General features: G+C 39.9%; 14 protein-coding genes. 12 read left to right on the top strand and 2 right to left on the bottom strand.

The genetic code is table 11. The annotated features are described in order from the left end of the window. Window position 1 precedes the first annotated feature (1 nt). Window positions 2–625, top strand: coding sequence for a response regulator (locus tag NU887_RS05390; RefSeq protein WP_258422337.1), 624 nt, complete (start codon window positions 2–4; stop codon window positions 623–625). A gap of 3 nt (window positions 626–628) precedes the next feature. Here the strand turns inward: NU887_RS05390 and NU887_RS05385 are convergent, their stop codons facing one another. Next, the gene (locus NU887_RS05385; RefSeq protein ID WP_258422336.1) at window positions 629–2,737 is read right to left on the bottom strand and encodes a T9SS type A sorting domain-containing protein; all 2,109 of its coding nucleotides are present in this window, start codon (window positions 2,735–2,737) and stop codon (window positions 629–631) included. A gap of 275 nt (window positions 2,738–3,012) precedes the next feature. Between NU887_RS05385 and NU887_RS05380 the strand changes: the two genes are divergently transcribed. From NU887_RS05380 to NU887_RS05330, 11 genes are all read left to right on the top strand, one after another. Continuing rightward, window positions 3,013–4,311 (top strand): UDP-N-acetylmuramoyl-tripeptide--D-alanyl-D-alanine ligase, encoded by a 1,299-nt coding sequence (locus NU887_RS05380; protein ID WP_258422335.1) that lies wholly within the window; start codon window positions 3,013–3,015, stop codon window positions 4,309–4,311. Between the two features lie 202 nt (window positions 4,312–4,513). Beyond that, the gene (locus NU887_RS05375; RefSeq protein WP_258422334.1) at window positions 4,514–5,026 is read left to right on the top strand and encodes a hypothetical protein; all 513 of its coding nucleotides are present in this window, start codon (window positions 4,514–4,516) and stop codon (window positions 5,024–5,026) included. Further along, window positions 5,011–5,202 (top strand): hypothetical protein, encoded by a 192-nt coding sequence (locus tag NU887_RS05370; protein WP_258422333.1) that lies wholly within the window; start codon window positions 5,011–5,013, stop codon window positions 5,200–5,202. Before NU887_RS05375 ends, NU887_RS05370 begins: the two co-directional genes overlap by 16 nt. Before the next feature lie 113 nt (window positions 5,203–5,315). Continuing rightward, entirely contained in the window at window positions 5,316–5,993 is a 678-nt protein-coding gene (locus NU887_RS05365; protein WP_258422332.1) for a hypothetical protein, read from the top strand. A 257-nt stretch (window positions 5,994–6,250) separates the two neighbouring features. Continuing rightward, entirely contained in the window at window positions 6,251–6,595 is a 345-nt protein-coding gene (locus tag NU887_RS05360; RefSeq protein ID WP_258422331.1) for a hypothetical protein, read from the top strand. A 56-nt stretch (window positions 6,596–6,651) separates the two neighbouring features. Continuing rightward, complete coding sequence (locus NU887_RS05355) at window positions 6,652–6,894, top strand: hypothetical protein (protein ID WP_258422330.1); 243 nt, start codon at window positions 6,652–6,654, stop codon at window positions 6,892–6,894. Continuing rightward, window positions 6,891–7,289, top strand: a complete 399-nt coding sequence (locus tag NU887_RS05350) for a type II toxin-antitoxin system VapC family toxin (protein ID WP_258422329.1) — start codon at window positions 6,891–6,893, stop codon at window positions 7,287–7,289. The genes NU887_RS05355 and NU887_RS05350 overlap by 4 nt, the downstream gene beginning before the upstream one ends. A 131-nt stretch (window positions 7,290–7,420) precedes the next feature. Continuing rightward, entirely contained in the window at window positions 7,421–7,900 is a 480-nt protein-coding gene (locus NU887_RS05345; protein WP_258422328.1) for a GNAT family N-acetyltransferase, read from the top strand. Window positions 7,901–8,026: 126 nt separating this feature from the next. Further along, complete coding sequence (locus NU887_RS05340) at window positions 8,027–8,215, top strand: hypothetical protein (RefSeq protein ID WP_258422327.1); 189 nt, start codon at window positions 8,027–8,029, stop codon at window positions 8,213–8,215. 68 nt (window positions 8,216–8,283) lie between these two features. Beyond that, complete coding sequence (bla, locus tag NU887_RS05335; protein WP_258422326.1) at window positions 8,284–9,075, top strand: subclass B1 metallo-beta-lactamase; 792 nt, start codon at window positions 8,284–8,286, stop codon at window positions 9,073–9,075. 194 nt (window positions 9,076–9,269) lie between these two features. Further along, window positions 9,270–11,513 carry a TonB-dependent receptor gene (locus NU887_RS05330; RefSeq protein ID WP_258422325.1) on the top strand — a complete coding sequence of 748 codons (2,244 nt, stop codon included), beginning with the start codon at window positions 9,270–9,272 and terminating at the stop codon, window positions 11,511–11,513. Window positions 11,514–11,652: 139 nt separating this feature from the next. Here NU887_RS05330 and NU887_RS05325 read toward each other — a convergent pair whose 3' ends face one another. After that, on the bottom strand, window positions 11,653–12,408 hold the full coding sequence (locus NU887_RS05325; protein ID WP_258422324.1) for a hypothetical protein: 756 nt from the start codon (window positions 12,406–12,408) through the stop codon (window positions 11,653–11,655). Window positions 12,409–12,429: the final 21 nt, after the last annotated feature.

Below are 12,429 nucleotides of genomic sequence, written 5' to 3'. Positions count from 1 at the left end.
TATGTCATTAAAAATATTGTTGGTCGACGATCATGAAATTTTACTTGACGGGATCAAAAGTATCCTGGCCAAGGAAATTTCATTGACAGTGATCGGTGAAGTCAATACAGCATACAAAGCTTTGGATTTTATCAAAACCAACCCGGTGGATTTGATGGTTACAGATTTTAATCTACCGGAAATGAATGGCCTTTCATTGATCAGGATGGTTAAAAAAATACAGCCTGATTTAAAAATCCTCATGCTGAGTATGCACGATGAGATTCATTTGGTAAGAGAAATCATCAAAGAAGAAATCAATGGATATGTTTTGAAAAGTGAATCACATGAGGAATTGCTCAAAGCCATAGAATCTATAAACCAAGGCGAGACTTATTTTAGCTCAGGGATCAATGCGGTATTGGAAAGCAGCCAAAGGCTTCAAGAAGAAACCCAATTGCTGTCTGAACGGGAAAAGGAAATCCTCAAACTTCTTGTGCAGGAAATCCCAAACAAAAGCATCGGTGAAAAACTCTATATCTCTGAACGGACGGTGGAAACCCACCGAAAGAATATTTTCAAAAAAACCAAAAACAACACTTTGGCAGGATTGGTATTGTTTGCATACAAAAACGGCTTGATCTGAGAATTACCACACCACTATTTTTTGGCTTTTACTTTTCCCTTCTGCGTTGGTAAACCGTGCGATATACAATCCTGGCGCCAAAGGAAGCGTAATTTCCAATTCTGAATTTGCAGTCAACTCAAAACTGCCCACTATTTCCTGACCCAAACTGCTGATCAAAGTCACAGAAGATGTTTGGGAAGCTATAAGTTTGAATGAACCTCTGTTGGGATTGGGATAAACTTTGACCAACAAATCTTCTTCACCCGGCAAGGGACCTTCTGCCTGAAATTTCAGGTATTCCAACCCTCCCGCTGTATTTCCCAAGACCAAATCCCTTTCGTCAGTAAATGGCTTTGGCAAAGAAGTGATCCAGGTATTTCTTCCCAACCTGCTCTGAGAAGTGGCAGTAGGAGATATTGTTACCAAAATGGTCTCTCGCTCCACCTGATTCATAAAGTCAGGGATATAGACCAAAACTCCTCTTTGGTCAACGGCATAAAGAGAGGGGTTTTTTCCCGGGACAACATGGACATTTAGGTTGCGGGATCCGGGATTGTCAGTATACCCCAAAAAATCGCTTTGAATCAAATTGATATTTTCAGAATTCGAAAAATCAAAAGAATAAAGGAGTAATTCTCCTGTTTGTCTCGCAAGCATGAGATAATCTTTTCCTTCAAAAGAAAACATTTCGATATGATCCTGACCAACAGGAGATCGGTTTGGTATGAATATTTGTCTCATTTGACCAAAATCAGGATTAGTACCATAAAAAACCAGACGGCGTAATGAATTATTCACAGTATCAAGGCCCGTGATCCAGTATGTCTCTTCATTGGCAGCATTGAGGTATTCAAAATAATGGAGGTCGGTAAAGTCCAGTGCAGAAAGATTCAAGTAATCACTTTCCACCAATTCCCAACTCTCATTGTTTACCACATACTGATATGCCATACCAATGTTTCTTCCACCTACAAACGAATTGGCAGTGACAATCATTTCTCCAGAAGTGGACAGCCCTTTGAAAAATGGCCTGCTGTTTTCTCCCAAATCCAATATCTCCGACTGCAAAAACGGGCTTTTGCTTGGCAAGCCAGAACTTCCCTTGGAAATTTGAAACACATTTTCGGAAAAGTTGGATTTGAAAACTCCCGACGAAGCCGAGGAATTGCTACTCACAATAAGGCTATTTTGCCAAAGGTAAGCAGCATGGTAGATGGGGAATTCCGGCAAAGTCCCAAAACCAGGAACATCCTGCGAAAAAGCATCAAACAATGGCTGCCGGTCTGTTCCTTTGTTAGGCAAAAAATAAAGCGTATTGCATTCATCCCTTCCCAAAAGCAAATCCCTTACCCCATCATTATCAAAGTCTGCATACAAAACAGAATGTCCGCCGGTATGCAGGATCCGGTTTTCAGGTCCGGCATCTGCCAACCTTCCCATAGGAAGTCCTTCACAGGTAATCCCAAAACTGAAATTCCCGCATCCACAGAATTCGAATCTGCCCCACCAAGGTTCGGGAAAAGCAAAAGCATCGATGTCTGCAGTTCCTTTTCTTTCCACACTTGTGTTGAGATAAAAGTCCACATAGTCTCCCAAATTAAATGAGGCAATATCCAGATCCCCGTCTCCGTCAATGTCCAGGACCATGGGAATGTCTAGGTTATTGGCGGTGAGGTTGGAGCCGTTTTCCAGTCGGAGAAAATTTTGGGCGACTTCCCACTTTGGAAATGGATCTCCCGAGTTACTGACATTTTTATAAGCCTTGATGCCAAATGGCGAACTTGTAAACAAATCCTTTTTGCCATCCAGATTAAAATCTGCCAAAATCAAAAACCCGTTGATGTCATTGGGGAAAAAATAGCTCATTTCGGGAAGGTATTTGAACTTCTCGCCGATTTCTTCAAAAACCAAAACTCTTCTTGCATTGATATCCCAAACGACCCATTCTTCCTCTCCGTCTGCGTTGACATCCATTCTCTGATATTGGGAAGCATTGATCCCTACTGCAAATGGAAGCGGGATTTCATTTCCATCATGGATGATTTTTTTGCTTTGGTCAAAAGAAAAAGTCTGTTGCGCCACTACCAAGGTGCAGGTCGAAAAAAACAAAATCAGGATCAAATATCTCATCAAAACGGAAACGTATAAGCCCTAAAATTAAACGAATGAATTTGATATAAGATGTTTGGAGGTCCTTTTTGATTTACGATTTTTGATTTAAGATTTACGGACATCTTTCTAGAATTTGAGCATTATTGGTATTTTGACTCTGTAAATGTCAGCTTATTAAAACCTGGATTAAAGTTCAAGAGCAGTGGCTATGGACTGTCGACCGTGGTCTGTGGTCAATTATTTTCTGGCAACATTCCCGATAATCATATAATTTTAGCCATACAAAAATATTTATGAGCACCGAATCCCTTTATTCCCATTTTCTACAATCCACAGGTGTAAGCACAGACACAAGAAAGATCGGCCTAGGCAATATCTTTTTTGCACTGAAAGGTCCAAACTTCAATGCCAACGACTTTGCTCCAAAAGCTTTGGACGCAGGGGCAAGCTTGGTGGTAGTCGATGAGCAAAGAGTAATTCCCGAAGGTGATCCGAGGTACTTTTTGGTAGAAGATGCTTTATTGGCTTTGCAAAAACTGGCCAACCACCACCGGCATCAACTTCCTATTCCGATCATCGGACTGACAGGAAGCAATGGAAAGACCACTTCCAAAGAACTTCTGCATGCCGTCCTGAAGCAAAAATTCAAAACTTCTGCCACTGTCGGCAACCTCAATAACCATATCGGCGTGCCCCTGACTTTGCTTGCCATCTCAAAAGATACCGAAATCGCGATCGTAGAAATGGGTGCTAACAAGCAAGGCGACATCAAGGAACTTTGCGATATCGCCGAACCGACCCATGGGTTTATCACCAACATCGGCAAAGCGCATCTCGAGGGAATGGGCGGTCCGGAAGGTGTGCTCAAAACCAAAACCGAGCTTTTTCAACACCTGAGACAAAACAAAGGAACCGTTTTTATCAACAGCCAAGACCCGATCCTTTCCAACATGGCCAAGCGGTTTGAAAATCCGATTCTTTATCCGGCAAAAGGAGATTTTTGTGAAGTGACTTTCGAAGGGGCCGATCCTTTTGTGAGATTCCGGGTGGGAGGAGAGGATAAAATCCACCTCTCCGCACTGATCGGTGCGTATAATTTTGGAAATATCGCCACTGCCCTGACACTTGGAAAGTACTTTGGCGTGCCGATGGACCAAGCGGTGGCAGGCATTGTTTCCTATCAGCCATCCAACATGCGCTCGCAACTGATCGAAAAAAGAAGCAACCTCATCATCCTCGATGCCTATAATGCCAATCCATCCAGCATGGAAGTGGCGATCAAGACTTTTGGCGAAATGAGCGGAAAGAAACACAAGATGATCATCCTTGGCGATATGTACGAATTGGGTGAACATACCGAACCGGAACACCAGAAACTTGGGGAATGGGTCAGCCAATACAAGTTTGACAAGATCTGCTTTACCGGCAAGCATGTGCAGGCGGCACTTTCCAAGGCCCCGATTTCTGCCCTGTACTTCCCCGATCCATTTTCCTTCAGAAACTGGCTTCAGGACTCCAAGCTCGAAGATTACCTGATCCTGATCAAAGGAAGCAGGGGGATGAAGCTGGAAGGATTGGTGGATTTTATTTGAGGAAACCTAGTTAAGTCCCGATTGGAAGATCTTTAATTGAACAGCAAGAGGTATATCAACCCTTACATTTTGGTGGGGTATATAAGCTTTTGGTATATATATAAGTAAGTTGGCGTGCATGGAAAGAATGACAAGGACATTATATATATTGACAATTATTGCGCTTCTCGTATGTTGCGGACAAAGAAATAATTTGACCGAAATGAAAGAAATTCAGACTGGAGACAAATTTGAAATTATTTATCAACCTGAAGCTGCAACCCACTCTGGACAGCAATTAAAAATTATTCCTGTTGATCCATATTTTGAACCGACAAAGGAGCAACAGAAGGCTTCGATAAATTATTTGGTTGCTAAGTACAAGAACAGTGAGATAAGATCAATTTTAACCAGCCAAGTTGAATTCATAGACCAAGGAGAAAATTTTGATTCGGTATTTTGCAATCATTGCGGACAAACGATAGAAGTTGAATTTTGGCAAGAAGCTATGGATAATTCCTATCAACATTCATTTTCTGACTTAACTATTCAAACTCCTTGTTGTCATAAATTATCAAATCTAAACGACTTGAATTATGAAATGCCAGCGGGATTTTCAAAGTACCAACTTAATATCATTGATCCTGATTATGATGATAATCAAAAGAATGAACTAATACGCAACCTGGGAGATATTTTAAAAATTGAAATAAGACTGATTTGGGCACATTACTAGGAAGAGAAAACCACGACACGCCAACATCACCTTGGATACAGCGGGCGGTACCGAGTAAATATGAAATCAGTATCTTTAATAAGTTAGGAGAAAGTATGAAGGGTACGGCTCCGAATGCCCGCCGTCTCCAAACTGAATCACGTTGGAGCACATACCTTTGGACGACCAAGCAATGAAATACATATCGACAATTATATTCTTTTTTTGGACAACCATATGTTATGCAACTGGACAAGAAGGTGAACGAATAATTTACAAAGGTGATACCTTGACAATGTTGTGTGAACCATTGGAAATTTTCTTTCAAAAGAATGAACCACGACAAAAATTCTATCCAACATTACAAAACGGTTGCTCGACAGCTCTTTGGAGGGGCTATGTTGGACTTTGGAGAATTGAAAATAACCAACTTTTCCTTGTTGATGTCTATGGTTGTGGTGACAAAAAACGGAGCATCAAAGACCAAATATTTAAAGGACAAGATTCTGAGATATTTGCTGATTGGTTTACTGGAGAATTATATATTCAAAAGGGAAGGGTTATTAAATACAACCATTCCGGATATGACCGGTATTATGAAATGGAGATTGTCGCAACTGTCAACGGGGGAATCATTGAAACCGAGAAAGAATTCAAAAACGGAGTTGAACCAAATGACAACAGGTTTTCACGGGACCCAAAAAACATACAAGAAGAAATTTATAAAAGGATTAATTGGAACAGATTGCCCAAACTCTCTAAAGACAAGAAACTATTCTTGACAATGAAATTTGACGGAGAAGGCAAGATTAGTGAAACTGAATTAAATGGAGAGATTGAAAAGGAATTTGAAGAGGAAATTGAATCAATACTAAAGACTTTTCCGACAATCCAGGTTTTTTATTCACGTGGACAACCAATTGTCGAGGGAATGGTGATACCAATTTTTTTCAGCAATGAGTACAGGAGAAGATACACGGGTAATTAAATTTAGGAAGTAAGTTGAGTCCTGATTGGAAGATCTTTAATTGAATCACCAAAGGTATTTTAACCCTTACATTTCGGCGGGGTGTGGATACTTCTGTATATATAAGTAAGTTAGCGAAAATTGAAAAAACAATGGAAAGCAATAATCTATATCACCACTTTCTGAAATATCTGTTTCTGGGATTGGGAATGTTAATGTTAATTACGTGTACCTTATCTTGGTTCTTTCCTGAATTATTTTGGATAAATGGTGAGAAAATGGAACAAAGCATCGTTACCACGTTAGTTTTTGGATTGATAGGAATAGTTTGCTTCCTAATATTTATTGCTATTAAGGATAAATTTGTGATAGTAAAATTAGGAGGCCAAAATGTAACTATAAAAAATAGCGAGAACGAAAGAAAAATAAATTGGATGGAAGTGGAATCCCTTTCTCTCATACAGTTTGTTTACCCTCCTTTGTATAAATTGAAAGTTAAAGGGGATAATATAGTCTATTGGTTCAATACTGAAAATCAATTTATAAACGCCGGTGGATTTACTCGGGATACAAGTGAAATGGGCGACTTAATAAAGAAAAAGAAAAGAGAGTTGGGAATTTAATTTTCCAAATCATTTACCCTCAATCCATTAATTCCGTAAATTGAAGAAAAAAAAGCATGGCAAACCTTACTTTAAATAATAAGACTTTGGAAAAGTATTTTGGTATGTTGCGAGGTCTAGATGATCTTTCCAAGAAAAAGCTTATCATAAAATTAACCGAATCTCTTGAAAAAAAAGAAGAGAAAGTTGACATGAAAACCCTTTTTGGAGCATGGGAAGACAACAAAGATTCTGATGAAATCATCAAAGAAATTAGAGAATCAAGAGTTGAAAAAGCAGAAGATCCTGGTTTCGAATGAAATATCTTTTAGACACAAATATCTGCATCCATTTTTTAAGAGGAAAATTTGGAATGATAGAAAAGTTTCAGGAATTAGGAACTGAAAACTTTGCTATTTCTGAAATTACATTTGCTGAACTAGTGTTTGGAGCTGAAAACAGCACTAATCCTAAAAAGAATCTTGAATTAATTGAGATTTTTTCAAATCAAGTATTAATCCTCCCGATTTTTAATGCCATCTACCTATATGGAAAAGAGAAAGCCCGATTAAGGTCAAAAGGCTTGATGATAAGCGATTTTGATCTATTAATCGGATGTACCGCAGTGGATAAAGACCTGATTATGGTGACAGAAAATCAAAAAGAATTTGAAAGAATTTCAGGTATTGAAATCGAAAATTGGGTAAAGAGATAAAATAAATTTTCGCTAACATTAACTTGGATACAGCGAGCGGAACCGGGGGACTCTGGGGAAGTCACGGCATAAAGCTGGAAGGATTGGTGGATTTTATATGAGGGTTGAAAAAATAACTGAAAAATAGCCAAATGATCACCATAGAGAGCTTTCAATTGAATGACCAAAATGAGGTTAAAGATTTTGTTCTGAACATTCAGAATAACGAATTCCTTTTAGGTTTTTCAGAAATGGATCAGCCGGACCTTATTGATATTGCACATTTCTATCGTGACGGTGGTTTTTGGACAGCTAAAAGCCAAAACGAAATTGTAGGCACTATAGGACTTCAAAAAATAGATGTCCACAATGCAGTGCTGAGAAAAATGTTTGTCAAGAAAGAGTTGAGGGGGAGAGAATTAAGTATTGCCCAAAAACTTTTCGACACATTATTTGAAGAGGCAAAAATGAAAGGCTTTCAAACCATTTGGCTTGATACGCCTGCAGTGGCAACTGCCTCCCATCAATTTTACGAGAGAAACGGGTTTATCCAATCAGACAAACAAAACTTACCCAATGGCTATGTTTTTCCTGACAAAAATTCTAAGATTTATAAATTAACCTTGAAGTAATTCCATCACCAAAGGAAGCTTGCGCAGGAGGAGGGACGGAAGGGTGGATTTTATACGAGGGAAAACATGCTATATTGAAACAACTTTTTAAATTGATAAAGAAAGAAGCCTATAAACTTTATGAATATGAAAAAACTTACAAAAGTGGTTTTAGTAATTGTATGGACCTTGAGTTTAGCATTTTTGATCATAGCCCTGACTGACATATATCCCGACAATATTTTTAAGGATTATAAGTTTTTAGTGGGTATTGGATTCATCTTGATAACAGGATTAATAAGTGTGGCTTTTAAGAAAATTCTTAAAACCGCTTAGATTTCTTTCGGAATTCAAAAAGGTAAATGATATATCTTTAGAAACTGAAAAAAACCACTACTGATCCAATGAAAGCCATCATCAAAAGCCTTTTTGTAATTGTAATTTCTCTGACAGCTGTTAATTGTTTTGCGCAAGGACAAGATGCCTTCAGTCCTAAAGAAGTATACAAATCCAATGATTTGATTATTACCCAAGTTGCCCCGAATTCTTTTGTGCATACCTCATTTTTGCAGACAAATGATTTTGGAAACGTTCCCTGCAACGGGCTGATTGTCAGAAACAGCGATGAAACCATCATTTTTGACACACCCACTAATAATGAAAGCTCCGAAGAATTGATCAGTTGGGTCAATCAAGAGCTGAATTGTAAGATAAACGCCATCATTCCAACCCATTTCCATAATGATTGTCTTGCCGGGCTTCAGGCATTTAATGACCACAACATCCCGTCTTACGCACATGTCAAAACCATTGCACTTGCCAAAGAAAATGATTTTGTCATCCCCCAAAATGGCTTCAGCGATTCCCTTACCCTAAGTGTGGGGAATGGAATTATCATGGCCCGGTATTTTGGAGAAGGACATACTAGAGACAATATCGTGGGATATTTTCCTAGTGAAGACGTACTTTTTGGAGGTTGTTTGATAAAAGAAATGAATGCAAGCAAAGGATTTCTAGGGGATGCAAATGTGGAGATTTGGTCCGCTACTGTGGAGGAAATTAAAAATAGATTCCCTGATGTTGAAATTGTCGTCCCTGGACACGGAAAACACGGCGGCAGCAGCTTGCTTGACTATACCATCAGATTATTCCAGACGAGACATTTTGGTGATAAAAAAATAAGCGGACTCAATTGATGGGTTAAGAAGGTTGGTAATTAAGGAAAATCACAAAGACTGATTTCATTAGACAATTGTGGCATATGTGTTAAACTTCAAGACCTTTTGGGGTTTTGAAATTTTTCCAAATCCCTCCAAATTCCCCACTTATCAAATCCTGTAAACAATTCCTTATCATTTGTGATTAAATTCGGCAATAACTTTCCGATCAAATGAAACTCTGGATTTCTGTTCTCCTTTGGCTTTGCCCGCTTTTTCTCTCTGCCCAAACCAAAATCACCACCTTGGATAAAAACAGCAAAGCGCCCATATCCGGTGTTTTGGTGAAAATCCAGGGACAAGCCAATCAGGTCACCGATGAAAACGGTCAGGTGGAAATTGACCTGAATAATCCCGGAATCCTGACTTTTTTGCACATCAGCTATGAAACGCTGTCTATCTCAGCTGCACCAAATGAATCCTTAACGCTAGAATTGATACCGGTTATTACGTCACTTTCGGAGGTGATTGTGACGGGATTTGAATCGGAAAGACCACTCGTCCATCAGGCTGGAGCGATCAGCAAGGTTTTGGAAAATGAGCTTTACCGTTTCAATGAGAACTCGATCTTGAGTGCCTTCAATACCAAACCCGGCATTAGGGTGGAGCAAAGGGCGCCGGCAAGTTACAGGATATCTATCAGGGGAAGTTCTCTCCGTTCGCCGTTTGGCGTCCGCAATGTCAAGGTATATTGGAATGACATTCCTTTTACCTCTCCGGATGGAACGACTGCACTGAACCTCCTCGACCTGTCCAATATTCAGAATGCCGAAATCATCAAAGGTCCCGCAGGAAGCATCTATGGTGCAGGAAACGGCGGTGTGATCAGCATGTCCAGCCGCAAAACTGTAACTGAGAATTACCTTTCCGCAGATTTTGGCATTGGGGATTTTGGTTTGCTCCGTTATAGAGTCGGCATCGATCAGAAAGTAGGAAATGGTGGTATCAGCGCTTCCTATGTTTCCCAAAAATCCGATGGCTACCGTCAACACAGTGCTACTGACAGGCAGGTTTTCCAATTGGCCATGCATACCAAGCCTTCTGATACGCAGACGCTTTCTGCACAGATACTTTATTCAGATCTGAATTACCAGATTCCCGGAGCCTTGAATCAGGCACAGGTGGAGGTTGACAGAACCCAAGCCAGACCGGGTTCTGTTGCCCAAAACAGCTCCATCGCCCAAAAAACCATCTATGGGACACTTTCCCATCAGATCGAATTGGGGAAGAAATGGGACAATTCCACCGCACTGTATATGAACAATACGGATTTTGAGAATCCATTTATTCTTGATTACAAAAGGGAAACGGCATTCAGCTACGGAGGTCGGACGAAATTCACCTTTGATGATAAATGGGGATCCTTCCCGGTAAAAATCATTGCAGGTGCTGAATACCAATATGGAAAAACCCTGGCCCAGAACTTTGGCAACAGACAGGGAAAGGCTGATACGATCAGGTTTTCTGATGACCTGATCAGCACGCAGGCTTTTATTTTCCAGCAATTTGAAATTGAATGGACTTCCAAAGTACTCATGACTTTGGGTTTGAGCGAAAACTTTGGCAGGTATGACATCAACAGGTCCATCGACGCAGGACCAAATGATCCAAGCAACAATACCAAAAATTTTGATCCTATAGTCATCCCGAGAATCGCCTTGGTCTACAAAGTCAATCAATGGTCCGGAATCCACGGTAGTATCAGTTCGGGCTTTTCTCCCCCTACCATTGCCGAAGTACGCACCAATGAGGGAAGTATCAATTTAGACTTGGAGGCGGAGAGAGGAGTCAATTACGAAGCCGGCTACAGGGGAAAATTCGGAATATTCAATGTAGATGTGACGGCATTCTATTTCCAGCTTGATCAGACCATCACCTCTTACACCAATGAACAGGGTGTTGTGCTTTTCAGAAACGCTGGGCAAACCGATCAGAAAGGAATTGAGACAAGCCTAGATTATGTTTTGGTCCGAAACCAAAATGCTTTCTTTCAGGAAATCAAGTTGAACCATGCCTTCACCGGGCACTATTTCAGTTTTGGGGAATATGAAAGCGGAGGCAATGATTTTTCAGGAAATCAACTTACAGGAGTCGCACCAAATACCCTGGTCAATATCCTTGATGTCCGCACCAAGCCGGGGTTCTATCTTAATTTCACCCACCAATATGTGGATGCCATTCCGCTGAATGATGCCAATACGGTTTTTCAGGAATCGTATAACCTCATCGGCGGAAGAGCAGGTTGGAGGACCACACTTGGCAGCCGTTGGGATGTCGAAGCCTACGGTGGGGTAGACAACTTATTGGATGAACAATACAGTCTAGGAAATGACCTGAACGCATTTGCCAACAGGTATTTCCAACCCGCTCCTGGTATAAATTTTTATGGGGGAATGAAAATTGGTTTGAGGTATTAAAATAAAAAGAAGGGGATAAAAAATGAATTTTTATTATCCCCTCAATTCATATCAAAAAAACCGTGGAAAAATGCTATTCTCTTTAAAACAAATTTACACAGGGGGATAGTAAGAAAAAATACCGTAAACAGGGTATTTTTTACAGGTTTGAGGCGACTACAAGCTGACTTTGTAACAATCTACTCAAAGCAGATATCCTTTCTGAAGGATACAAAGTCTCTGCTTCTTTGATTTTTTTGAAGGCAATATCGTATTCCTTTTGGTTATTGTAAAAAATAGCACGGTTAAACAATTCCAATCCTTTTAATTGCTGAAGGTTGATAGCCCGAAAGATTGCAGGCTGCAAAAGGTTCTGCACAAGTTGTTGCTCAGGATTCAGGTAAAGTGGATTCTTTTTTGATTCCTTTTCAAAATCAGTCAAATATGCCTTGACCTCATTTTTGTCATTGATAAAACCGGTAAAGCCATCTGTCGATTCCAACACGACTTTTTTGCCTTCTACATTGACTGTCAGGAATACGTGAAAGGAAGTTTCCATGATATCATAATCAAAACCATACCGGTCCAAAAACACCGCCATCAAAAAAGATCCGCTGACACAATCAAACGCTCCCGTTTCAATCAACTCTTCCACACTCGCATATTGGTTGTAATCATCCAAAAGATATTGCTGACTTCTGAAAAAAAGCATTTTTAAAAACTTTTCGCTTTCACCATAGCGGTCAAAGTCTTTCTGAAGTTTGATGTTCAGTTTTTCAAATTTGGTGCTTGTGGAATCCCAAAAAGCGATGAAGTCATTCGAAGAAATCAAGGATTCTTTCTTTTCATTATTGGACAAAGCAATCCCCGTATAGGAGGTTGAAAGGGCCAAAATCAAGAGTAGAAATCGTTTCATTTTCTAATGTTACCAAATTGT

Origin of the sequence: Aquiflexum gelatinilyticum (assembly GCF_024741135.1) — a bacterium.
Classification (GTDB): Bacteria; Bacteroidota; Bacteroidia; order Cytophagales; family Cyclobacteriaceae; genus Cognataquiflexum; species Cognataquiflexum gelatinilyticum.
This window is presented reverse-complemented; position numbering and strand designations above follow the sequence as displayed.

Coding starts and splice junctions, on each gene's coding strand:
- NU887_RS05360 (WP_258422331.1), top strand. CDS start 6,251: ATGGAACAAAGCATCGTTACCACGTTAGTTTTTGGATTGATAGGAATA.
- NU887_RS05355 (WP_258422330.1), top strand. CDS start 6,652: ATGGCAAACCTTACTTTAAATAATAAGACTTTGGAAAAGTATTTTGGT.
- NU887_RS05380 (WP_258422335.1), top strand. CDS start 3,013: ATGAGCACCGAATCCCTTTATTCCCATTTTCTACAATCCACAGGTGTA.
- NU887_RS05350 (WP_258422329.1), top strand. CDS start 6,891: ATGAAATATCTTTTAGACACAAATATCTGCATCCATTTTTTAAGAGGA.
- NU887_RS05385 (WP_258422336.1), bottom strand. CDS start 2,737: ATGAGATATTTGATCCTGATTTTGTTTTTTTCGACCTGCACCTTGGTA.
- NU887_RS05390 (WP_258422337.1), top strand. CDS start 2: ATGTCATTAAAAATATTGTTGGTCGACGATCATGAAATTTTACTTGAC.
- NU887_RS05330 (WP_258422325.1), top strand. CDS start 9,270: ATGAAACTCTGGATTTCTGTTCTCCTTTGGCTTTGCCCGCTTTTTCTC.
- bla (WP_258422326.1), top strand. CDS start 8,284: ATGAAAGCCATCATCAAAAGCCTTTTTGTAATTGTAATTTCTCTGACA.
- NU887_RS05325 (WP_258422324.1), bottom strand. CDS start 12,408: ATGAAACGATTTCTACTCTTGATTTTGGCCCTTTCAACCTCCTATACG.
- NU887_RS05340 (WP_258422327.1), top strand. CDS start 8,027: ATGAAAAAACTTACAAAAGTGGTTTTAGTAATTGTATGGACCTTGAGT.
- NU887_RS05345 (WP_258422328.1), top strand. CDS start 7,421: ATGATCACCATAGAGAGCTTTCAATTGAATGACCAAAATGAGGTTAAA.
- NU887_RS05375 (WP_258422334.1), top strand. CDS start 4,514: ATGAAAGAAATTCAGACTGGAGACAAATTTGAAATTATTTATCAACCT.